The following is a 24,423-nucleotide window of genomic DNA, read 5'->3' on the forward strand; positions in this document are numbered from 1 at the left end:
ATTACTCACGAGTTAGGATTTGTGTTCGGAAAGTAGATTTTCTGACGGATTTCGTCCCCTTTTTTGAGGAGTTCAATAAATTCTTCTTCAGAAATATAACGGTTCTTGTTCTCGACAAAGCCCAGACTTTTCCAGTGGGGCTGACGGACAATCATATCGGTTATTGACTGAGATAGGAAAAACTCTTCATCCACCTCAATTTTCTCAAAGTGTTCTGGATGATTCTGATCAAAGAGATATAGAAAGGGCGTTGCGTCACTTGGCACACAAAAAATCTGGACAGCAATTCTTGCCACCTCAGAGTTATTCACTGGTGTCCAGTGGATAAGTCCATCGTCAAATATCAGCCCTTCCCCAGCCCGCATTGGTATCGGCTGAAGGTATTTTTCCATCAGGGCTTCCTGAATGTCTTTAAAATAGGGGGAACACATAACACTTTCAACGTGAGGAATAATTTTATGGCTACCGGGAACAACGTGAATTCCGCCATTATGAGCATCTACATCTTGTAAAGGACACCAGAGGGTTACTGTCGTATCCTCCATCTCTAACGCCGTCCAGTTTTGATGGATCTTCATTGCTCCACTATGCGGCGGCTTAACAAAGAAGTTGGCATTGACAATCTCGAAGTCTGGCATATACCGCTTTAAATAGGGATTAAAGACCTTTTTAATCAAGCCGAATGCCTGACGTTTGTAGTCGACGTTTTTATCAAGAAAAGAGCAGTGATAAGAAGTCCAATATTTTTCACCAGGTGGTGGGTTAAAGTTATCATCAGGACGCAATTTCCCAATTTCCGAGATCAAGTAGGATATTTCTTTGGCAGAGAGCATCGGAACCTGGACATATCCAGCAGGTAGGAACTGATCCTGTAATACTGAGTCGGCAAAAAACTGTCTCATATTTCCCTGTTCTCCGTCATTTGCGGAACCTAATATTTAACTTACTGTTGCTATGGCTAAAACTAGATTAGTATATATGAATCCATGATAAACAAGTTGGCGTTAAACAATGAATATATGTAACGAAATGTAAATTCAACAAATACCTGATAAATAGGTTATTTCAGGGTTTTTACAAAACAAAATGTATATTGATTTGATCGTGCCGAATTAGAGGATGTTTGAAAAGTTTCCGGCGATTAGAAAGATGCCTCCGGCTCCCGTCAGGGATACGCGACTACACAAACAAAGTCCACCTGCGTGGACTAATCAAAAATTAAGGCTTTTGAACCCACGAAGGTGGGTTTCGTCTGTGTAGCCGCGACTTCGAGTCGCCAGGTGGGTAATAAATTAGACTTTTCAAAAAACTTTTTACTTAGCTTAACTACTACGCCGTAAGTCCCCCACTGAATTTGGTACTCCAAATCAGTGGCGGGATATAAGGCGGGAAAAACCGAAATCGTTCTCAATCAATACGAGGCATAGCCGAGTAATAGCAAAGAACATTTGAGGGTTTTCCAATATTATGTATTATGCCATTACTCAAAATAATATATCATGCTAAAATAGAGGTATCCAGGAGGTAATTTGGGTGATACACAAGGCTGTTCAAGTTCGTATATATCCATCAAAAGAACAGGAAGCACAACTAGCGCAATCTTTTGGATGTGCTAGGTGGTGGTGGAATTATGCTCTAAATAAGTCAATTGAGACTTACAAAGAGACGAGTAAAGGACTTAGCCGTGCTGCACTCAACGCATTACTTCCTGTTCTCAAAAAAGCAGAAGATACTATTTGGTTAGGTGATTGTTATAGCCAAGTTTTACAGGCTACAACACTAAATTTAACTACAGCGTATAAAAACTTTTTTGATAAACGTGCGGGGTTTCCTAAATTCAAATCTAAGCACGGTAAACAGTCTATCCAATATCCTCAAAACGTCAAGGTTGTAGATGGTAATATCAAACTTCCCGGCAATCTAGGGATAGTCAAAGCCAAAATACATAGACCTATTGATGGCAAAATTAAGACTGTCACTATTAGTAAAACTCCATCAGGTAAATATTTTGCATCTATCCTGACTGAAGTAGAAGGTGTTTCGACTCCGCTCAACACAAGGGAAAATCCAACTATTTCCGAAGGGAAGATTTATGGTATTGATTTAGGATTAAAACATTTTGCTGTTGTCACTGATGGTGAAAAGGTTGTCTTATATGATAACCCTAAACACCTTGCCAAGCAGGAAAAAAACCTTAAACGCAAACAGAAAAAATTAGCACGTAAACAAAAGGGAAGTAAATCAAGAAATAGATATAGAAAAGTTGTTGCCAAAGTGTACGAACGGGTTAGTAATTCTCGGCAAGATTTTCTACATAAACTTAGTTATAAGTTAGTCAGCGATAGCCAAGCTGTTATAGTAGAGAATCTTCATGTCAAAGGCATGGTTCGTAATCACAATTTGGCAAAATCAATATCTGATGTTGGATGGGGGACATTCACTAATTTTTTAGCCTATAAGCTAGAACGTAAAGGTGGTAAATTAGTTGAGATTGATAGATGGTTTCCCAGTTCTAAGCTCTGTTCTAATTGTTTTTATCAAGTGAGTGATATGCCACTAGATGTCCGTGAATGGACTTGTCCTCATTGTGGTAGTCATCATGATAGAGATGGAAACGCAGCGATAAATATTAGAGTAGAGGGTATCAGAATCATCAAGGCGGAAGGTGCAGCCGTTTCTGCTGTAGGAGGGGAGATAAGACCAAAACTTGGTCGAAAGTCTAAGTTGCGGCACTCCCCTATGAGTACAGAAGCCGACACTGTACTTAGTACTCCAAGTCAGTGTGGGTAGTTCACTAGATTAACTTTTTTGAAACTTACTGAAATAATTAGGAATCTCCCATCTTAGCAGACCATGAATATCTCTAAGCCACCACCGTAAATGATTTGGATAAAGTATCAAATGAATTCCTGAAAAGATTAGATTAAGTGGATTCTGCCAGGCTGCTGAGACTAAAAAGGCTAAGGGATAAAATAAAGCGTAGTATTCTTCTAGGAGCATACTATCTGAGGAAACAGGCGCAACAATAATACTATTAATTTGCCAAAAATGGTATCTTAGCCATTGTGTTACCAAATGAATTAGCAGAAAAATAATAAGTAAGTAATTGCCACAAATAATCACCATGCCAGTGAAGGCTATAACTTCTAGTGGAAAAACAACCCATTGACCTAAGCCTTTTAAGGTTTTGATGGATGTTTGAACTGCAAAAGTATTAACTCCAGTTAAACGATCATTCTCTATATCTTTTATCTGATGCCAGAGAATCCCTCGTAACCCAGTCGCCAGTGACCAAATGCCTACTAGAATTATCCATAGTAATGGAATCTTTTGCTCCGAAGCATGAGCTATCCAGACCACTGCAAATAAATTTGGCAGCAAATGCGCCCCAGTTGCATCAGCTAAGACACCTAAAAATCCCCTTTGTTTTAACCGTATAGGCGGAATTGAGTAACAAATGAAAATCAGCCAGTTACTGATATAAATAGCAAGAGCTAAAGGTAATTTAATTAAACATCCTATTACTAAAAGCCCTGGAAATAGACATAATATAATTGCTATGCCCTTGAAGGATTTTGAACGACCGGCTAAACCATTAGATTTACCCACTATGAGATCCTCATCTTGATCTGAGATATCATTTAGGAGGTGAGCATAAATTGCGACCACTGTTAAAGATATCAGGAGAAATATGAGTGAATTCCATAGGGAAACAAGTGGAATATTGAGAATTGACGCTGTAGCATAGGCTGTAGCTAGTACAGGTGATCCCTTAGATGCCCACCATTCATTAGATCGGGTAATAGTAGCTAACTTTTGTAATCGAATGAATAATAGATTAATCGCTCCCAAATTTTTCATAATTTAACTCTGAAAAACATTGTAACATTCGTCGGATTGGATTTGTGGCTAGTTTATTGAGTCGTCATCAAGTAATTGTGATTGTCTCCGCTATCAGTCCCTATCAAAAAACTAGAGAAGAAGTAAGAGAAATGACAGAAAACTTTGTAGAAGTTTATGTCAAAGCATCCTTAGATACTTGTGAAAAAAGAGATGTGAAAGGTTTATATGCAAAAGCTAGAAGTGGAGAAATTAAACAATTTACAGGTATTGATGATCCCTACGAAGAACCTGTCAATGCTGAAATTATTTGTCATACTGAATATGAAACTGTTGACGAAAGTACAAGTAAGGTGATATTTTATCTAAAAGAAATGGGATATCTTTCAATTTCATAATAACTCTCTTGAACTAATAGCAACACTAAGCAAAAACATCAGATACTATTTCAAATGAATAACCCAGTATTTTTCAAAAAGCTGACTCCTGCAAAAATTATCTTTGGTCTATCTACAGTTTTAACTATACTCTGTTTTGCTTACTTTATCAAAGGCTATTATTACTTAATTGTAGATCAGGAAATTGGTGCAGCAGATTTATATAGTCGCTGGAAAGAACAACAATATATTTATCGGGGTTTATATCCCTACGATATTACTAGAAATTCACCTTTTATAGACCCCCAACTAGGTGCTGTAACCTCTGGGGGATATCCACCTTGGGCTTTTTTCTCAGGCTTGATATTTTTTCCACCTATTTCTTTGGAATTAACTCGCTGGTATCATGCTTTATTAAATACCATAGCCTTAGTTATTTTAGCTATTTTTGCTTATCAAATAGGCAAACGTTATGGAAAATTAAAAACCTGGTTTACAGTCAGTGCTTGTCTCTCACTTGCTAGTCATTCTACTACCTTGAGTGCTGGACAATATGGCATTATTATTAATGCCTTGTTAATTGTTATGTTTTGGTTATTGCAGAAAAATTATAATTTATCAGCAGGGTTAATTTTAGGTTTAGCTTTACTCAAACCAAATATTTCTGCCCTTTACTTTTTTATCCCCGTTATCAAAAAAAGAATTAATGCGGTCATAGCTTGCTGTTTGTATATTGTTATTTCTAGTTCAATAATAGGAATGTTGGTGAAAGTTTCTCCTATTTATATGGTTGAGAAAATGATTAAAGTTTCCCAATACTATGTTGATACAGGAACTTCGGGAATCAATGTTTTAATGAAATTCGGAATTAATCCACTTGTAGCAACAATATTATTAGCTGTAGTGGCCACTGTTGTAATTATCGGGTTATTTTATTTATTTAAGGATCATTCTTTGTTGTTTCTCTTTGCTGTTGCTTCTGTCATAGGTCGGTTATGGACTTATCATCTAGTTCATGATAATGTCATGTTAGTTTTCTTGTTATTAGCAGTAATTGATTTGACTTTTAATAAGCCAAATAAATCAAATGTTTTGATATTAACCTTAGTTTTATTGAGTTTATTAATTCCTTCAAAAGTCACGGATTTACCATTTGTACAAATCATTCAAAGTACAATTTGGATTACTGCTTTCTTTTACCTTCTGATTTGCCAAAAACAATTTAAAGAAGAAGTAAGTAAGTAGGTCTGCGGAAAAGTTTATAACTATGTAACGAAAAGTTAGGAATGAGTATATTTGTTGAATTTAATACGTTATGTACTGTATTGTTCTCTTTCTCCCCTGGACTTGACCCCATTCATTACGAGAAAAAACATGAGGTTCTTGCGGTACTTGAGTCTTTGGTAATAGACATCTGGTGGTAATTAAATGTGCATAACCACCAAACCCTTGTAGGGACAATTCATGAATTGTCCCTACGATAATTTTCACTCCTATGGCTATTTGCCCAAGTTTGAGTGAAAAAACAACTCTTAATTAAAAATATCACTGACTTGGGACTCAAATTGACAAATCCACTCATAAATTTCAGTTAGGGTCTTTTTGGCATCTCTTTGAGGTTGCCATCCAGTAGCATTCATCACTTTGAGAGAATCTGTAATAAAGATTGGTACATCACCAATTCTATTTTCGGGAATAGGGGTAATGGGAATTTGATTCTGGGTAATTTCTTGACAAAGCTGAGTTGTTTCCCACAGTGAAAGGGTGTTATTAACTCCACCACCAACGTTAAAAGTTTGCCCCTTTAATTCCTCCAAACTACAAATCTGGATGTCAATTAGGTCTAATAAATCTGCTATGTGTAAAAAGTCTCTAACTTGTTTACCAGTCCCCCCATAACCAATGTATTTTAAAGGTTTTTGAAAGTAGTGAAACGCCATCCACAAAGCAAACACACCTTGATCTACTTTGCCCATTTGCCAAGGACCAGTTAGCACTCCACAACGATTAATCAAAGTTCTGATTCCATAAGCATCAGCATATTCAGCAATCAGTAATTCTGAAGCGAGTTTAGTTGAGCCATAAAGAGAGCGGGCTTTATCTAATGGAAATTCCTCAGAGATACCATGATTTGATGCCCCTACTAAAGGCTGTTGTTCTAAGAGTTGAAAACGGGTTTCTGTTTCTGTAAATTCCAAAGCATTGAGGTAAGCAATGGGATAAACCCGACTGGTAGACAGAAAAATAAAATCCGCTTGAGTTTGTCGTGCTAATTCTAAGCAGTTAATTGTTCCTACCAAATTAGTTTGCAGCACATAACCCGGAGAAGTATACCCAGCTAATACTGAAGGTTCAGCGGAGCATTCTAAAATTAAATCAGGTTGAAGTGCTACCAGATATAAATCTTCTTGATTTCTAATATCACCATGAACAAACTGAATCCCTGCTTGTTTGAGTCGGGGTAAATTCAATTCTGAACCTCGTCGCTTTAAGTTATCTAAAGCGGTAATTTTCCAGTCAGGATAGCGTTGGGCAAGTCCTAGACCCAAAGCGCTACCTACAAATCCTGCTCCACCTGTGATTAAAATCTGTTTGCTCATGGGATTTATTTTGTATTAGTTAATAACGTAATTTATTTGATAGAAAACTTAGTTCTATTTTCGGTGCGTACAAAAGAGAGTTGCTTGTTTGGAAACTGAATGACTTAACTTTTGCTGGTAATTGTCCTCGCAAGAATGACAAAGCTTCATTATCATCTTTGGGGAGGTGACTGACTATAACGCCATTTTCTGAATTTTCTGGAATTATTCTATAAGTATTTTGAGATCCGTCTACATAACTTATTTTCATCATTACAGGTGGTGATCTAAAGAGAGTTTTATAAATTTTTCCTAAAAGGGAATATTGAAACTTAACTTTTGCCCTAATTATCTTCCCATTACCAACTTCTATAGAATAAGCATTATTCCAAGGAATTGATGATATTTCACCCAAAGAATCTGGCAAACATCGGCTCACCTGACGCTTTTCTAAAAGGACTATATTTGAGAGTTTAGGAGTCTTGATAAAATCAGGTACATCTCCTGATGGTTCGTAATTACAGAAAACATAAGAAAAAGTCTTAGGTTCATCAAAGAAAGGATGAGGATTTTTACCATCAATTGATGTGAAATTATAAAAAATATAATCTCTTGGTAATTTTGACATACTTTCAAAGTTGAAATTATCGAGGGTATTTGTATATGCTGAATAAGATTGGAATATTGGTCTAGGTTTCCAGTTAAGTTGGTTAGCGGGAACTAATGAAATTTCCCAAGGAATTATATCTATTGTTTTGCCATTAACTAAGTTTTTAACATTGTCAGGAAGTTGCATATTAGCTAAATTGCTTAAAGATTTCTGGTTTATTATCGACTGTAATTTTCCTATATTAAACTTGTTACTATTTATTTCCGATTCATAACTGAGTTGATCCAGAATGGATTGATTTGGCATTTTTCCTACTAAATTTATAACGCTGTTGACAATATATTTAGGCAGTAGTCTCGCCATTGTATATACTTTGCTAAAGTTAATAACAGGAAATGAAATGATTAGAGAAGCTATCAATATATAAGTAAAGAAATAGTAAGATATTTTTTGATGGCGAAATTTGGAAATTTTCAGAATTAATAGTGAAGTAATTAGGGGAACCGTTATGGCAAAAACTATAACATGAAGATCTTGGCGAACAAAGCCATGTTTAAAGGATATAAGAAGAACAAACAAGAAGGACAAGGATAAATTTAAATATCCTTCTTTAGTTATGAAAAACATCAGCCAAAGTATTAAAAATAATTCTGATATAGCAAGTGCTATTTCATTTTTGCTACCAATTATACTCATTGCGCTAGAATAACCTGATGATATCTCCCAAGAGTTTCTCAGGAACTCTATTAAAGAAGGATATTCATTAGAGGAGATTGTGTGTACTAGTAACAAGAAGTAGATAACGTAAAATACCAACCAATGTAATAATATCTGATTTATAAATATATTGAGTAACTTAGCTACTATTTCTGCTTTCGACTCAAATTGCTCTTTAATTTGCTTTTGAACTAACCCAACTGATACTCCTATTAACCCTGCTATAAGAAGATTAATAGTTATCTTGTTTAAAGATAATATATATTGATATGGCGATAAAAATATGAAAGCTATAGAAATGAATCCTAAACCAGAGTTTATGATTGCAAAAACATAATTAACTATATCTGTTCTTGATTTGTTTTTAAAGGACTGATAAATATTGACTAATAAAAATAAGTTAATTAAACCAAATGTATAAATCCCTGAACTAAATTTAGTAAGAGCGCAGAAACCTGACACAGCACCCAGCAAGAGAAATATTAAACGAGGATATTTTTTAATAAAATCGTCAAAGCTCAATATCATTAATAATATAAACAAAATTTGATAATCTGTTGATGCACCAATGCCTACCGATGCATAAGCAGAGCCTGTAAATAATGCAAATAAAATACTTAAACCTATGAATAGTTGTTGAAGATGATTTTTTAGAGATACTATTCTGACAATTGAAATAATAAATAAAAATAAATAAATTAGCCAACGAAAAATTATTATCTGGAAGAAATTTTCGGGCAATACCGCACCAGTAATTAAATATCCTAATGGTCCATAAGTAAATATAATTTCTTTTCCAAAAATCAATTGTTTTTGGTTCGCTTGGCTAATTGCATAAGACCAGGACGGATCTAATCCCATTTGTATAGGACTAGGTAGAGGGAGAAAAGCAATAAAAACATAGATAAATAAGATAAAACTGGGGAACAAAAGTTTCCATCTAATTGACTTATCAAATTCTCTTACTATTGGATGATTATTCATAAAATTAACTTCTTTTAAATTACCTTTTAAATTATCTTGTGCTTTCTATTTACCAACTGAGCCTGATTACGCCGATAATCTCCTCTAGAAAGATATTTTTCTAGCCACGCATAAAGAACAATAAACAAGTAGCGGCTACCCATCTCCTTCAGCTTCAGTTTAGATACTCCCGTGGCGCGGTTTTGCCAAGTAATGGGCATAATTGTGTAGGAATATCCCCTGATAATAGCCTTGAGAGGTATTTCTACTGTTAAATTAAAGTGGTGCGATAGTAGAGGCGAAATACCCTCAATTACTTCCCGACGATATGCTTTGAAGGCGTTGGTTGTATCATTAAACTTCAAGCCAAATAGGATTTGAATAAATAAATTAGCCAACCGATTCACTAATAATTTGTGCATCGGATAATCAATGACTTTACCTCCTTTAATAAACCGAGAACCGAATACACAATCATATCCTTCTTGCAGTTTATAGTAGTAATCAACAATATTTTCTGGTGCATCAGAACTATCTGCCATGACAATGGCTACCGCATCACCTTGAAAATTCTCTAAGCCACAGCGTACAGCAAAACCAAACCCGTTGGGATAATAGTTATTGATATAACGGACTTGACTATTTTCAGAATTTAGCTGCTGCAATAATTCTTCTGTTTTATCCCGACTGTTATCATTAACAACTAGAATTTCGTAAGCAATCTTTTCTTGTTCTAATATTTTGCTAATGGACTCAATAGTTGGGACAATACAACCTTCTTCGTTATGAGCAGGAATGACAATAGAGAAAATTTTAATTCCTGTTAAATTGTCTAATTTAGGGTATTTGGGGTGAGAAGATTTATTCTCTAATCCAGGAGCTAATCCTTCAGGATAATAGATTTTTGTAGTAAATTGTGTTGGTGTTTGATCAGATTGAACTGGGGTTTTAAATACTAAGCGATCGCTAATCAAATAGTTAATAACCGCACTTAATAATACACCTACTAAGGTATTAATGGCGTAATTAACTCCTAACCTATCTAACAAAGGAAAGAGAATGAAGATCCGAGTAATTACAGCAGCCCCAGCGGACAGATGATAAAGGGGAATTTGTCGCCATAATACTTCTCTTATTGTCCAAACACCTCCCGGCCAAACCCAAACCCGGTAGATGAAAAAACTTGCTAACAGAGATAATTCAATTGATACTGCATTAGCGACATTGCGTAAAGTAGGGGTGTTAAATCCTAGCCACTCAATCAGACCAAATATCAACAATAAATTGATGACTGCTGCAACACCACCACCGATGAGAAACTTAAAAACTTTTTGCCGAAATAGCTTTTTCAACATGGTAAGCAAATCCCAAAATAACAAGCGCTTAAAACTAGGGTATCCTTAGCTCCATCGGCTGATGTTTTCGGCAAAAATTTCTTTCAAAATACCTGTCACTGTATAGGTTAAATCCCAGTTAGGGTAGTGATTTTTGAATTTCTGAACATCACTAATCCACCAAATGTGATCGCCAATTCGATTGGATTCTTCATAGCTCCAGGTTAACTTTTTATCAGCGATAAGTTCACAATGCCCAATTGCTTCTAACATTGAACAATTACTAAAACGACTACCGCCAATATTATAAACTTCAGCTACACGGGGAGCTTGATAAAAGTGGTAGAAAGCATTAACTAAATCATAACTGTGGATGTTATCACGAACTTGTTTACCCTGATAGCCATATACTTGGTAAGGCTGGCCAGTCATGGTACATTTCATCAAGTAAGATAAAAAGCCATGGAGTTTAGTCCCAGAGTGACCAGGACCAGTTAAACATCCTCCCCGAAAACAAGCTGTTTTTATGCTGAAATAACGCCCGTATTCCTGGACTAAGATATCTGCCGCTACTTTAGAAGCTCCAAATAGCGAGTGTTTGCAGTTATCAATACTCATGCCTTCATCAATACCCTGGTTGTAGGGGTGTGTCTGTGCAATTTCCCAGCGCAGTTCTTGTTCAATTAGGGGCAATAAATTGGGAGTATCACCATAGACTTTATTAGTAGAGCAAAAGATAAATACGGCTTCTGGACAATATTGACGGGTATTTTCTAATAACACCAATGTACCATTGGCATTAACTGTAAAATCGGTGTAAGGGTCTTTAGCTGCCCAATCGTGGGAAGGTTGAGCCGCAGTATGAATAATTAGACTTATATCTTGACTATAGGTTTGAAATATTTGGGAGATGGCCTTGTGATCACGAATATCAACATTATGGTGGATATATTTATCACCATAATCTTGTAAAAGGCGATCGCGGTTCCATTCTGTTGACGCATCCTCACCAAAAAAAACCTGCCGCATATTGTTGTCAATTCCAACAACTGTAAAACCGCGATCAGCAAAAAACCTGACTGATTCAGAACCAATTAGTCCAGCAGCCCCTGTTACCAAAATCATACTCATACAAACAAATTTAAATGGTATACTCAACACTGCTTAATTATTTAATTTAAGCGGATAGGGGTAAAGCACTGCTCATAGATGTCAACTTAAGTTGAAAATGGCTTATCTGTTGGCTTCCATACCCGCCCGGAAATGAATTTCCGGGCTAATAGCGAAAGTAAACTAAAGTTTACTCAAAAATTTCCGAGTTATTTAGGGACTTCCAATTAAAAAAATACCCAAAAATTTCTTGTGGTGCGGGACGAATTGCCCGCTAATTATCAAGGACGGGCAGGATGCCCATCCCACAAAATTGGGTAATTTATTTTTTGGTGTTCCTTAGTCATCAAAAGACAACTTCTGCTATTAGACTGGGAATATAGCTAACGCCACGCTACGCTATCATTCCTAGGCGGGCTACAGATTTTAGCATATTACCATGTAGCATACTTATAGTCAATTCATAGTACATTAATGTTTACAAATAAAATCCCTAACAAGCACACAGGGTGAGCATTAGAGATCTCCAGAAATTAAATAAGTAATTGGACAAAAATATTTACAGTCATTGCGAGCGAAGGGAAGCAATCACAACCCTTGCGATTGCTTCATTTCACTTCGTTCCATTTGCAATGACATTGTGTAATTAATTCTGTCCCATTAAATATGCGTTTCCTAGAACCTTTGTAGAGACGTTCCATGGAACGTCTCTACATTCTTTTCTGGAGATGTCTATTGCCCACCCTACAGGATTATTCCATCACCTGTGCAGATTTCTGTTTATCCAACTTGAGCATCAACACGCCCAAAGGAGGTAAACATAAATCCAAGGAATAAGGACGATTGTGTAAAGACCAATCATCAGTCCACTTACCACCTAAATTGCCCATATTACTACCGCCATACTGACGAGCATCACTATTGAACAACTCAGTATAAAAGCCCTTTTCTGGCACACCAATGCGGTAATGAGAATGGGGTTGAGGTGTAAAATTACAAACCACAATCATAAAATCGTCAGAATTCTTGTCACGACGGACAAAGGAAACCACACTATGGCGGCTATCAGTACAATCAATCCACTCAAACCCCGCTTGATCAAAATCTTGAGTATATAAAGCTGGTTCAGAACGGTAAAAATGGTTAAGAGACTGGAAAAAATCCTTCAACTGTCGGTGTGGTTCAAACTGTAATAGATGCCATTCCAAATCAGCCCAAGCATTCCACTCACTCCACTGTCCAAATTCCATGCTCATAAACATGGTTTTCTTGCCGGGGTGAGCGAACATATAAGTAAACAGACAGCGGATATTAGCTAACTTCTGCCATTCATCACCGGGCATTTTGCCGATGATATTACTCTTACCATGTACCACTTCATCGTGGGACAGAGCTAACATGAAGTTCTCACTGTGGTTGTACCACATACTAAAAGTAATATTGTTTTGATGGAATTGGCGAAACCAAGGGTCCATGCTGAAGTAATCCAGCATATCGTGCATCCAGCCCATATTCCACTTTAAGTTAAAGCCCAATCCGCCCGTATAGGTAGGCCAAGATACCATTGGCCAAGATGTGGACTCCTCCGCAATGGAAAGCACACCAGGATAATAACTAAATAACAAGCTATTAACTTGACGTAAAAAATCAGCAGCTTCTAAATTCTCTCGACCACCGTATTCATTAGGCAACCATTCTCCTGGTTCTCGGCAATAGTCCAGGTAGAGCATAGAAGCAACCGCATCAACACGAATTCCGTCAATGTGGTATTTATCGAACCAGAACAGGGCATTAGCCACTAGGAAATTACGGACTTCATGGCGATTGTAGTTAAATACTAAAGTCCCCCATTCTTTATGTTCACCTTTGCGAGCATCAGAGTGTTCATACAAGTGGCTACCATCAAAGAAGGCTAAACCATGACCATCTTTAGGGAAGTGACCAGGAACCCAATCTACAATGACACCAATACCATTTTTATGGCATTCGTCCACAAAGTACATGAAGTCTTCGGGTGTACCAAAACGGGAAGTAGGTGCAAAATAACCGGTTACTTGATAACCCCAAGAACCATCAAAGGGATGTTCGGCAATTGGTAACAGTTCTAAATGGGTATATCCTAATTTCTTGACGTAGGGAATGAGTTTGTCTGCTAGTTCCCGATAAGTCAGAAACCGCGCACCGGGTTTTAGTTCGGAAACGACAACTACAGGTTCGGTTTCTCCATTGGGTAATTTGGGAGGTTCTGCACTAGCAGCGTGTAACCAAGAACCTAAATGTACTTCATATACGGAAATGGGTTGGGTCAGGGGGTCAGTATGTCGCCGCTTTTCCAGCCAGTCTTCGTCATTCCATGTGTAGGAAGTTAAGTCGGTAACAATAGATGCTGTTTTTGGACGCGGTTCTTGCTGGAAACCGTAGGGATCAGATTTTTCGTAAATATGTCCTTCAAAATTTTTAATTTCGTATTTGTAATGTTCTCCTACACCAATTTCGGGAATAAACAATTCCCAAACTCCTGTGTGTCCTTTCCGCATTTGGTGTTTGCGTCCATCCCACAGGTTAAAATCTCCTAACAAAGAAACGTTGCGGGCATTGGGAGCCCAGACGGCAAAGTAAACGCCTTTAACACCATCTACTTCTGTGGGGTGCGCTCCTAATTTTTCGTAAATGCGGTGATGGTTGCCTTCACTAAATAAATGTAGATCAAATTCTGTTAAGTGGGCAGAACGGAAAGCGTAGGGATCATTAACTACCCGCTCATGTTCTCCTTCTTTAATGCGTAACTGATAATTTTTCAGTTCTGTGGTTTCAATGGTGCATTCAAAAAAATGAGGATGATGCACTGTGTCCATTGGGTATTCTTTCCGTTCCTCTGGAAATACTACATAAGCAGCACTGGCATTTGGCAGGTAGGCTCGCACAGCCCAGACAGTTTTACCATTTTGCTCTATGAGATGAGAACCCAGAATTTCAAAGGGATCGTGATGTTGATTCCCAACAATGCGATTAACCTGTTCAGGGGCGACTGTGGTTGTGGACATGAAGCTACCTATGTGATATATGGGGATTAACTAAATCTACTTTTTAACATCTATTCATATTCTCGCATCTTTGTCGCCACTGTCAGTTGTTAGTTGTCAGTGGTCATTGGTCAGTGGTCATTGGTCAGTGGTCATTGGGAAAATTCTTTCTCCCCCCACCTCCGCCACCTCCCCCACCTCCCCCACCTCCCCCACCTCCCCTACCTCCCCCACCTCCCCTACTCCCCCACCTCCCCTAATTAAATACTTAAAAATGGGAAAAATTGTAATAATGTTTTGCGTAGTTGCAGCAAGAATATTTTGTCGCGGATACCGGAGGCTAAACGTGGTGGTGGACTTATTTGCATTTGTGCTTGCAATTCGGCATATTCTGCGGGCGTGAGGATTCTGCCATCAATGGGCGATCGCGCTGCTAGAATAATCTCTGTTCGCAATATCTCCTCTGGTATATCTGCTTGTGGTGGTAATGCCATCACGACTTTACTACTATGACCACTAAACCCGATTAAAATACTAGTAGTAACGCTCAAAATAGCTAGTAGTATCCGTTTCATCTTAACTCCTGATTGGGCGCAGTCCCTGCGCCCCTACGTCCTCAAGTCCTGGTGGCAATGGTTCACCACATAACTGGTGGATATTGATAATTCGTGCAAAAATCTGTGGATATGCCTGACGATAATCGGGAATTAGTGCTAAAGGACTCAACAAAGCCGCCGCTGCAATATCAGCTATACTCAAGCGGCTACCCACTAAATAATCACCTTTTTGCCAATACATAGACAATAATGACAAGGCATTAGCGAGTCTTTTTTTAGCTAATTCAACGGTAGTATCATTAATACCATATTGTTGTCTGACTACTTTAATCACCATTTGGCTAAATAGTGACGGGTCAATTGCCTTACCTTCACCAGCGCGAAATTGATAATATACAAATCTAGTAGCCGTGCCTATACTTTCATCTAACCAGTCTTCTAACATCGCAGCTTGAGTTTGCTGTTCTAAATTGGGTAGAAACAAGGTAGGTTCGGGTTGATAGCTTTCTAAAAATTTAAAAATTTCCGTAGAGTCGCCAATAGCTTGGGGTTGTCCGACAATTTGGGGTAACAGGACAGGTAATGTTGTCAATCCAGTTAAGGACTTTAGCCTCAAGATGTGCAGCCCTGGAGTGAGATTTTCGGTTTGATAACTAATTCCTTTATAACCCAATGCCAATCTGGCTTTGCGACAATAATGAGATGTACTAAATTGCAGTAACAGCATATATTGAGATTACTTTGGTTACTGACAAAACAAATAAAAAAAAATCAAACTGGGCGAGAACTGAATCTAGCCCAGAAGCAAAACCTGATGAATGTTGCCTTTTTTACCCAACTTAACGCCGTTAGGCAGTTGAATCTTTATTCCTTAATCTACAAACCATCTTAACTTTCTCAGTAGAGGTTTGTAGAAAATAATTTTTAAAGATATCAACTACCCAGGAAAGGCTAATATCCTACCCTATACTAAGGTTTTTTGGGAGTAGCCTCAGGAGATGTGGTCGCAGCAGGGGATGTGGTAGCTGCGGGAGATGTGGTCGCAGCAGGAGATGTCGCCGCATCAGGAGATGTGGTAGCTGCGGGGGTAGCACCAGTATCTGCTGGTTCGCCACCTGTTGTTGCTGCTGGAGAACTGGTAGTACCTGCTGGTTGACTACCACCGTCACAAGCTCCAAGCATGGTAGCCAGACTTAACATTAGAGCCAAACCAAAAATTTTTGTCTTCATAACTCCTCTTTCACCAATTGTGGCAATAAAATCTTTCGCCTGTTGAATAAGATACCTTATTTATTGATTTTTTTTAAGGACTTTCTGATTACATATTTCAACCCATTCTTTTTTGTAACATTCTTGTAGATTATATGTAACACAAACAGTGTGTAATTAACGGTTAGAATGATATCGATCATTGTTCTAAAAATTTGCTAGAGAGAAGGGTGAAATCCCCCTGAAAAGAGAGAAATTGAAAACTTGGATATTTCCTGTTCCCTTTTTTTGTAACTTTGGGCAAAATCTAATTAAGTCAAAAATAAAGTATTTATTATCAGAAAAATCATGGGTTTTGAACGTAAATCAGCAGTTTTCGCAAAAAATACCTGGTTCTGGGGCAATTCTCCTGGGTCATTGAATAAGCGACGTTCTCGAAATTTGAATAAAAAAAGCCAGAGTTCCTCCCGATTAGACAGTGAAGCGATCGCAGTTAAATCGTCTAGTCCCCGAAATGCTTGGCTGAATTTCTTAGGTTCTCGCCGAAATAAAACAGCAATTCGCACCTCAAGTTTAGACGCGGGTAAACAACAAACTACTGATATTAATAGACAATCAAATACTGCTGCTTATAGGATGAGTCATACTCCATCCATGCCTGAATGGTTACTACGTATGTATATGGTCAATCGCTATTCGTCAATTTTAGCATTTTTATTAGTGGTAGCAACATTAATAGTTTATGGTTGGACTGTATATTCACAAGAGCTTTGGAGTGATTCTTACCGTAAGCTACAAAGCTTACAACGTCATGAACGACAGTTAAATACTGCCAATGCGACACTAACTAGCAAAATGGCACAGGAAGCAGAACAGCCCGGTACGGAACTGGTATCACCAACTTCTAAGGGGACAATTTTCTTACCACCAACATCTAATAATTATCCCCGGTCGTCATTCTCAACTTCTCAACCAGAACCGCAACCTGAACCCCCTTCTCCATTAGGATATTAATTGGTCATTGGTCATTGGTCATTGGTCATTGGTCGTTAGTTAATATTTTTCATTCTTTCTTCTTTCTTCTTTCTCCTGAAATCCTGATAGCGTGGCGTTAGCCATACTCTTGAATGGGCGCAGTCCCTGCGCCCCTACCTACTGAACTCCTGACTCATGCTAAAGTCATCACTTAAAACACAACTTAGAAATCTACGTAATTTAGAATTCAGACGCAAACGAAAGTTTTCTAGACAGACTCAATCAGAAAATATTGAGCCAAAAACACCGGAAACTCCACCTAACATTCAATTACGACTGTTTGCTGTATGGGGTGTGTTAATGATTGCTATGGTAGGTTTGGCATTTAATTTATATCAATTACAAATTATTCAGGGAAAAAAGCTGACTAAGAAGGCGCGAAATCAGCAAATGGTGAATGTGCGCCCTTATATGCCTCGTCGTCCAGTAGTGGATCGGGATAATAATGTGTTGGCTATTGATCGTCCCGTTTATACTGTATATAGTCATCCTAAGTTATTCGAGCTATCCCAGGAAGAAATCGCGGAGAAAATCGCACCAATTATCGGCAAAGAAAAGGCTGATTTGGTCAAAACATTCCAAAGTAAACGGAGTGGAATTTTACTAGCTTCTGGGGTCTCTGAAGATATTACTGATAAGTTAATATCACTGCGTTTGAATGGGTTTGAGTTTATTCAAAAATACTCCCGATTTTATCCCCAAGATGATTTAGTGGCGGATGTCGTGGGCTATGTTAATCTTGACCGTCGTGGTCAAGCTGGTGTGGAATATAGTCAGGAGAAGTTACTAGAACGTTCTGGACAAACAGTGCGGATGAGTAAGTCGGGAAATGGGTCGTTGATGCCGAATTATGTGACCGAGGGATTTCTGAATTCTGATGATTTAAAAATGCAATTGACTATTGATAATCGTGTGCAACGGGTAGCCCGTGCAGCCTTAAAAGAACAGATGACTAAATTTAGTGCCAAACGGGGTGCAGTGATTGTCATGGATGCAGTGGATGGTTCTTTATTGGCTTTGGTTTCTCAGCCTACCTATAATCCGAATCAATATGCTAAGTCTGATATTTCTCTGTTCAAAAATTGGACTGTGGCTGATCTTTATGAACCGGGATCAACTTTTAAGCCGGTGAATGTGGCGATCGCTCTCGAAAATGGTGCAATCAAACCAGATGACACTTTTGAAGATCCTGGTTCTATTAAAATCGGCACACATACCATCAAAAATGCCGAAAAAACTGGTTATCGCCGATTAACTATTCCTGAAATTTTACAAACTTCTAGTAATATTGGCATGGTCAGAATCATTCAACGAATAAAACCATCCATATACTACAACTGGCTAGAACGTTTAGGGTTAGGACAAAAAGTTGAAACAGATTTACCCTTTGAAGTTGGTGGTCAATTAAAAAGTCAAGAACAATTTATTTCTTCAGCCATTGAACCAGCTACCACATCTTTTGGACAAGGCTTTTCTCTAACTACATTACAACTGGTACAACTACACGGCGCATTAGCTAATGGTGGCAAATTAGTCACACCTCATGTAGTCCGAGGACTGATTGATACCAAGGGCGGAATGCACTATTCACGTACTCTTCCAGAACCAAGACAAATTTTCTCACCTACAACCACCCAAAAGGTTGTGGAAATGATGGAAACAGTAGTCAGTTCAGGTACTGGTAAAGCAGCCAGAATTTCAGGATACCGGATTGGTGGCAAAACAGGAACAGCGCAAAAAGCTAGTCCTAACGGTGGATATATTAAAGGTGCAAGAATTACCAGTTTTGTCGCTATTTTGCCTGTGGAATCTCCCCGTTATGTGGTGTTTGCAGTTGTGGATGAACCAAAGGGAGAAAATGCCTATGGTTCTACTGTAGCTGCACCAATTGTTAAAACTGTAATGGAATCACTAATTCCTATTGAACAAATTCCACCTAGTAGTCTGTCAACCCGAAAATGACGGGTGAAGGCAAGTAGGGGGAGAAGAGAGGTGGGGGGTAGGGGAGGTAGGGGGAGTGGGGGAGGTAGGGGGAGTGGGGGAGGTAGGGGGAGTGGGGGAGGTAGGGGGACAGTGGGGAGGGTAGGGGAATTCATTCCTAGTTGGGTTATCGGTTTTACGTTAAGTTGACACCAATGCCCCCGTGTTGCCCTGTGTTTGCCCTACTAGCGAATATATAGAGGAAATTGGTCATCTAGAATCCAAAATCTAAAATCCAAAATTGCCATAAGTTTGGTTGAGAGTGGCTTCAATTGAACCTGAATTTTGGAATAACTTAATTAATTCATGAGATTTTGTTTTTTTCTCAGATAAAATTCCTTTCAGTGGGGTTAAAAATTCTAGATCAGGATCATCTTTAAGGGCGATTTCAGCAACTTGTACAAGTTGCTGAGAATTGGCAAAAACATCTTCATTTTCAAAGCCTGACTTTGCCGAAATCTGGTGTAAATTAGCATCAGGTATAATCGCTCTACCTGGTAAAGTTTGATCCAATACTAGACCTTTTAATAAAGCTAATAAACCTGCATAAATAGCGAAATTATCACAACTATCACAAGCTTTAAATTCTATCCGTCCTACTTCTGAAGGAATGCGGGCAATTTTTGTTAAGGAAGGCACACTTTTGATTAATTCTTCTGTTTTATCCAAAAAAACTAATGTTGCGGATCTTTTTCCCGTTCTGATAAATGTCCTCACTGATAAACCTCCCCATAAACCACCATTATAAAAAGGAGAACTATAACTAAAAGGAATGATGTAAGGACTGTAATAAGTTAACTTCTTCCCAATATCAATTAACCTTTCCGTAGACAAATTTGCCAAAGAAATATTTAAATCTGGTCCATAAGAAACCATATAAATATGAGCAGTTTGTTCATCTGGATAAGCTTGTAATTGTCTAATTTCAAAATCATTTAATGGAGGTTGTGGCTCAAATACGCAAGTATAGGGATTAAAACTGGCTAAAACAGGTGAAAAACCAAAATTGGCAGCAACATCACTTAATAAAATAAAACTTGCGGTTAATTCATCAATTGCTCCTTGAATAGTAGGGTGGATAGTTGTTCTAATTTCGATGCCTTTAGCTACACAGTCAATTACTTCTTCAGAGTCGTTAAATCTTTCAAAGCCCTCAATATACCAACGCTTTTTCTTAATCCCAGCATCACCAACTCTTAATTGTGGGTAATCAGTAGTATAGATAGGTAATTTGTCAACAATTTGCTGAAAATCTCCAAATTTTGTATTATGGAAATCTGCAAACTTTCCTTGATTATTGAGAAAAGCAACTTCATGTTCAATACCAAAGCAGAACATACTTTATACCTAATTAATGACAAATATAATCAATTATATCTATATTTTATGCCGTTGTGAATCAATACTGTTGAGTTCAGGCTAAAAAGTATTTATATCGTAGGTTGATTTAACGCGAGGAAACTCAAAAAAATCCTGGTCATGTTGGGTTAAGAGTCGCTCAACTCAAACTAAATTCCCTTTATTTTTGCCAATTAAATGTACAGAAATATAGTTCTTTTCAAGGTAGTTTAAGATTATCTAATAGAAAATTACAAGGCGTGAGTTTTTATGACAAATACTGCTCAAACTGCTTACAGTAGCGAACAAATTATTGCTTGGTTACGGGGATTACTGACCATTGCTTGGGCTGATGGTAACTTTGATGCTCAAGAACAGGAATTAATTACTAATCTTACCAAAGATGAATTAGCCCCTGCCATTGATTGGGATACTCTAGAGATAATTGAACCAGATGAATTAGCGGCTATATTAGGTAAAGGTACACCTATAGCGGAAAATTTCTTGCGGACAGCGGTAATGGTAGCGATCGCTGATGGTATATACTCACCTAGTGAAGATGACCTACTTCAGCAATTGTGTCAAAAATTAGAACTGCAAGAGAGTTTACTCACAGCCTTACGTCATACCCTAGAAGATACCGCACAAACAACTGATTTCCCCCCTACTGGACTTCAAGCCCCCCACCCAGACGCTTTAACTCCCTTGCGTCAATGGTTAGACGGATTAGATATTCAAGACCCCAGAGTGGCGAAATTTTTGTGTAAGATGATTCCTTCCCAATGTCCCTTTGAAAGAGATGTAACCTTATTTGGCCGGAAAATAGTTCATATTCCGCCCCTGTGTAAAATTAACCCCCTTTATGAACAAATGGTAGGGTTACGCTTTCGCGCCCTTTCCTACCTAGCAGATGACTGTGGGGAAGATGTTACACCTTATATTTAAATTAGTTGTTAGTCATTGGTCATTGGTCATTAGTTGCTAGTTAGGTGAGATAATGGGGCGTGGAAGGTTTCAGGAATTAAGAGTATATCAACTGTCAGAAAAATTGGCTGATGATATTTGGAAAATCGTTAACCAATGGGAGTCATTACCGCAAAATACATTGGGTAAACAGATTATTCGTTCAGCAGATAGCATTGGTGCGAACATAGCGGAAGGTGTAGGCAGAGGGAGTTATCAAGACAATCGGCGATTTATTAGAATAGCACGAGGGTCATTATATGAGACTCAACACTGGCTAAGAAGAGCATATAGCCGTAACCTCTTAAAATATGAACAAGTAAACACACTAAAAGTTATCATCAATGACTTAGCACCCCAATTAAACGCCTATCTAAACTCAATTGGTAAACTTCCAAAGGAAGAATAACCAATAACTAATGACCAATAACTAATGACTAATGACTAAATTATGCAATTTATAGACCAATCAGTAATTGAAGTAGAAGCAGGTAACGGAGGCGATGGTATTGTCGCTTTTCGTAGAGAAAAATATGTCCCAGCAGGTGGTCCATCTGGTGGGAATGGCGGAAAAGGCGGTTCAATAATTTTTGTAGGTAATACTAATCTGCAAACCTTGTTAGATTTTCGATACAAGCATTTATTTAAGGCACAAAATGGAGAACGTGGCGGTCCAAATAATTGCACTGGTGCAGGTGGGAAAGATCTAATTGTTGAAGTTCCTTGTGGTACTTCTGTATATGATGCGGTAACGAGTGTTTTACTATGTGATATAGTTGAACCCGGACAAAGTTTTCGAGTCGCAGAAGGTGGCAAAGGTGGACTGGGAAATCAACATTTTTTGAGTAACCGCAACCGGGTTCCCGAATATGCCCTCCCTGGTTTAGAAGGGGAAAAAAAGGTATTACGTTTAGAGTTAAAATTGTTAGCAGAAGTCGGAATTATTGGTTTACCAAATGCGGGAAAATCAACTTTAATTTCTTCTTTATCCGCGGCACGTCCAAAAATCGCCGATTATCCCTTTACTACCTTAATTCCTAATTTGGGTGTAGTCAAAAAACCCACAGGTGATGGTACAGTTTTCGCTGATATTCCGGGTTTAATTGAAGGTGCTTCTCATGGTGCCGGTTTAGGTCATGATTTCTTGCGTCACATTGAACGGACAAGGGTTTTATTACACTTAATTGATGCCACAAGTGAAAATGTCATCGCTGATTTCCATACTATTCAAGAAGAACTTAAAGCCTATGGACGAGGTTTAGCTAAACGTCCACAAATTTTGGCATTAAATAAAATAGATGCTGTTGATAGAGAAACTGTTGATTTGGAGGCTTTAGCTACTCAATTAAATCATCTGGCTTTTGCGCCGGTTTTCATAATTTCTGCTGTAACTCGCACTGGTTTAGATCCCATGATGCAGGAAATTTGGCGGATTTTAGATGAAATTAATGTGTTGGAAGCACAGGAAGTTGCAGTTGAATTGATAAGTTGATTTTGTCGAATACAGTAGCAAAAATTGTGTTAAGTAATTGAACAAAAATATTTACAGTCATTGCGAGGGAAGGGAAGCAATCACAACCCCCCTTTACAAGGGGAAAGGGGGGTAGCAATGTGATGAAAATTACGGAATACCACTTTTAAAACATCCTCTGAGCAAATTCTCACAATTAATCCAGCTTTTCGGAGTTTTTTCTATTAATTGCCCATTCTACCTGTCGTAAAATCCCTCGTAACATTCCCACTTCCGTAGTTTGTAGATAAGCACGATTATATAAATGGCGAAATTTTTCCATGCGACTAGCTGCGGTGTGGGGATAAAGATAACCAATAGAAAGCAACAAAGATTCTAATTGCTGATAGAATCCTTCCATAGCATCTAATGGGGCAATTTCTGAATCGGGTATATTCTGATCTGTAAATAAGTTAGTAGATTGTGATAATTCATAACAACAAATAGAAACCGCTGTAGCTAAATTCAAAGATGGATATTCGGGATTGGTAGGAATAAAAACTAATTTGTGGGCATAATTTAATTCTTCATTAGTTAATCCTCTATCTTCTCTACCGAAAATTAAAGCTACAGGCTTTTCTGCTTCTGCTAATAACCAGGGTAAAGCGGTGTGAGGGGTTTCTAGGGGGAGTTCTCCACTGTATTCCCGTCCCATAGTAGCAACAGCACGGACACAGCCCTGTAAGGCTTGTGGTAATGTGTCTACTATCACCGCAGATTCTAAAATATCTTTACCATGAACTGCCATTTTTAAGGCATCATCTGATGTGCGATCGCATTGAGGATTGACTAATATTAGTTTAGATAAGCCAAAATTTTTCATAACTCTGGACACTGAACCGACATTCAATGGACCGGCTGGTTCTACTAAGACGATAATTACGTTGCTGGTACTGGTTTTTGGATCAATATTTTCTGTCATTGAAGGAATCTTTAAACTACAGTTATGCGTGCATTATGGCTAGATTTAGGTTTTACTCTAATTTCTACATCAATTTCAAAAGCATTGAGAAATCTAAACATTCTTTCTAGAGAAAAACCTGTAAGTCCTGGAATCTTTTAAAAATTCAGACATGACTTCAAATGTTTTTTCAGAGAAGATATTCTTTTGGTTTTGTTCACCTGCCATGATATTTTATAATTTAACTATGGATGTTTTCATGAAGTATTTAAAGAATTAATGACGTTGCTGATTTTAGGGATGAAAATAATGGCGTTGCTGAATCGAGGTATGAAATTCCCAAATTGAATCTTTAAAACTCTTACCTTTGCGTCTTT

Annotated in this window: 19 protein-coding genes and 1 pseudogene; 8 read left to right on the plus strand and 12 right to left on the minus strand. The window is 37.9% G+C overall.

Going from position 1 to position 24,423, the window contains the following annotated elements:
• Window positions 1-5 precede the first annotated feature (5 nt).
• Window positions 6-902, minus strand: coding sequence for a phytanoyl-CoA dioxygenase family protein (locus tag NG743_RS13030; RefSeq protein WP_193962451.1), 897 nt, complete (start codon window positions 900-902; stop codon window positions 6-8).
• Between the two features lie 631 nt (window positions 903-1,533).
• Between NG743_RS13030 and NG743_RS13035 the strand changes: the two genes are divergently transcribed.
• Entirely contained in the window at window positions 1,534-2,790 is a 1,257-nt protein-coding gene (locus tag NG743_RS13035) for an RNA-guided endonuclease InsQ/TnpB family protein (protein ID WP_257122103.1), read from the plus strand.
• Window positions 2,791-2,799: 9 nt separating this feature from the next.
• Here NG743_RS13035 and NG743_RS13040 read toward each other — a convergent pair whose 3' ends face one another.
• Entirely contained in the window at window positions 2,800-3,861 is a 1,062-nt protein-coding gene (locus NG743_RS13040; protein WP_027403200.1) for a UbiA family prenyltransferase, read from the minus strand.
• A 23-nt stretch (window positions 3,862-3,884) separates the two neighbouring features.
• Here NG743_RS13040 and cysC point away from each other — a divergent pair.
• Window positions 3,885-4,238, plus strand: a pseudogene (gene cysC, locus NG743_RS13045) (adenylyl-sulfate kinase); the annotation flags it as partial.
• Between the two features lie 54 nt (window positions 4,239-4,292).
• The gene (locus NG743_RS13050) at window positions 4,293-5,462 is read left to right on the plus strand and encodes a glycosyltransferase 87 family protein (protein WP_257122104.1); all 1,170 of its coding nucleotides are present in this window, start codon (window positions 4,293-4,295) and stop codon (window positions 5,460-5,462) included.
• A gap of 287 nt (window positions 5,463-5,749) precedes the next feature.
• Here NG743_RS13050 and NG743_RS13055 read toward each other — a convergent pair whose 3' ends face one another.
• The 8 genes from NG743_RS13055 to NG743_RS13090 all read right to left on the minus strand — a co-directional run bounded on the left by NG743_RS13055 (window position 5,750) and on the right by NG743_RS13090 (window position 16,340).
• The gene (locus tag NG743_RS13055) at window positions 5,750-6,817 is read right to left on the minus strand and encodes an NAD-dependent epimerase/dehydratase family protein (RefSeq protein ID WP_257122105.1); all 1,068 of its coding nucleotides are present in this window, start codon (window positions 6,815-6,817) and stop codon (window positions 5,750-5,752) included.
• A 19-nt stretch (window positions 6,818-6,836) separates the two neighbouring features.
• Window positions 6,837-9,107, minus strand: a complete 2,271-nt coding sequence (locus NG743_RS13060) for a hypothetical protein (RefSeq protein ID WP_257122106.1) — start codon at window positions 9,105-9,107, stop codon at window positions 6,837-6,839.
• Between the two features lie 26 nt (window positions 9,108-9,133).
• Window positions 9,134-10,441 (minus strand): glycosyltransferase, encoded by a 1,308-nt coding sequence (locus tag NG743_RS13065; RefSeq protein WP_257122107.1) that lies wholly within the window; start codon window positions 10,439-10,441, stop codon window positions 9,134-9,136.
• Between the two features lie 45 nt (window positions 10,442-10,486).
• On the minus strand, window positions 10,487-11,551 hold the full coding sequence (locus NG743_RS13070; protein WP_027403204.1) for an NAD-dependent epimerase/dehydratase family protein: 1,065 nt from the start codon (window positions 11,549-11,551) through the stop codon (window positions 10,487-10,489).
• Window positions 11,552-12,282: 731 nt separating this feature from the next.
• The gene (gene glgB / locus NG743_RS13075; protein ID WP_027403205.1) at window positions 12,283-14,574 is read right to left on the minus strand and encodes a 1,4-alpha-glucan branching enzyme; all 2,292 of its coding nucleotides are present in this window, start codon (window positions 14,572-14,574) and stop codon (window positions 12,283-12,285) included.
• A 239-nt stretch (window positions 14,575-14,813) separates the two neighbouring features.
• Window positions 14,814-15,128 (minus strand): hypothetical protein, encoded by a 315-nt coding sequence (locus NG743_RS13080; RefSeq protein WP_257122108.1) that lies wholly within the window; start codon window positions 15,126-15,128, stop codon window positions 14,814-14,816.
• 1 nt (window position 15,129) lies between these two features.
• Window positions 15,130-15,837 carry a glutathione S-transferase gene (locus tag NG743_RS13085; protein ID WP_027403207.1) on the minus strand — a complete coding sequence of 236 codons (708 nt, stop codon included), beginning with the start codon at window positions 15,835-15,837 and terminating at the stop codon, window positions 15,130-15,132.
• A 242-nt stretch (window positions 15,838-16,079) separates the two neighbouring features.
• Window positions 16,080-16,340, minus strand: coding sequence for a hypothetical protein (locus tag NG743_RS13090; RefSeq protein ID WP_053540770.1), 261 nt, complete (start codon window positions 16,338-16,340; stop codon window positions 16,080-16,082).
• 327 nt (window positions 16,341-16,667) lie between these two features.
• Between NG743_RS13090 and NG743_RS13095 the strand changes: the two genes are divergently transcribed.
• Both NG743_RS13095 and NG743_RS13100 read left to right on the plus strand, forming a co-directional pair.
• Window positions 16,668-17,333 (plus strand): hypothetical protein, encoded by a 666-nt coding sequence (locus NG743_RS13095; RefSeq protein ID WP_257122109.1) that lies wholly within the window; start codon window positions 16,668-16,670, stop codon window positions 17,331-17,333.
• A 156-nt stretch (window positions 17,334-17,489) separates the two neighbouring features.
• Entirely contained in the window at window positions 17,490-19,316 is a 1,827-nt protein-coding gene (locus tag NG743_RS13100; RefSeq protein ID WP_027403210.1) for a peptidoglycan D,D-transpeptidase FtsI family protein, read from the plus strand.
• A 246-nt stretch (window positions 19,317-19,562) separates the two neighbouring features.
• Here NG743_RS13100 and NG743_RS13105 read toward each other — a convergent pair whose 3' ends face one another.
• On the minus strand, window positions 19,563-20,672 hold the full coding sequence (locus tag NG743_RS13105; protein ID WP_027403211.1) for a hypothetical protein: 1,110 nt from the start codon (window positions 20,670-20,672) through the stop codon (window positions 19,563-19,565).
• 270 nt (window positions 20,673-20,942) lie between these two features.
• On the opposite strand from NG743_RS13105, the gene NG743_RS13110 reads away from it, so the two are divergent.
• Genes NG743_RS13110 through obgE form a run of 3 tightly spaced genes read left to right on the plus strand, consistent with a single transcriptional unit; the run spans window position 20,943 to window position 23,127 of the window.
• Window positions 20,943-21,617, plus strand: a complete 675-nt coding sequence (locus tag NG743_RS13110) for a Mo-dependent nitrogenase C-terminal domain-containing protein (RefSeq protein ID WP_027403212.1) — start codon at window positions 20,943-20,945, stop codon at window positions 21,615-21,617.
• Between the two features lie 52 nt (window positions 21,618-21,669).
• A complete protein-coding gene (locus tag NG743_RS13115; protein WP_027403213.1) occupies window positions 21,670-22,044 on the plus strand; it encodes a four helix bundle protein in 375 nt (124 codons plus the stop codon).
• A gap of 42 nt (window positions 22,045-22,086) precedes the next feature.
• Window positions 22,087-23,127 carry a GTPase ObgE gene (gene obgE, locus NG743_RS13120; protein WP_193962778.1) on the plus strand — a complete coding sequence of 347 codons (1,041 nt, stop codon included), beginning with the start codon at window positions 22,087-22,089 and terminating at the stop codon, window positions 23,125-23,127.
• A gap of 175 nt (window positions 23,128-23,302) precedes the next feature.
• Here obgE and NG743_RS13125 read toward each other — a convergent pair whose 3' ends face one another.
• A complete protein-coding gene (locus tag NG743_RS13125) occupies window positions 23,303-24,067 on the minus strand; it encodes an RNA methyltransferase (protein ID WP_027403215.1) in 765 nt (254 codons plus the stop codon).
• Window positions 24,068-24,423: the final 356 nt, after the last annotated feature.

The sequence above is a fragment of the Dolichospermum heterosporum TAC447 genome (assembly GCF_024584745.1).
Taxonomy (GTDB): domain Bacteria; phylum Cyanobacteriota; class Cyanobacteriia; order Cyanobacteriales; family Nostocaceae; genus Dolichospermum; species Dolichospermum heterosporum.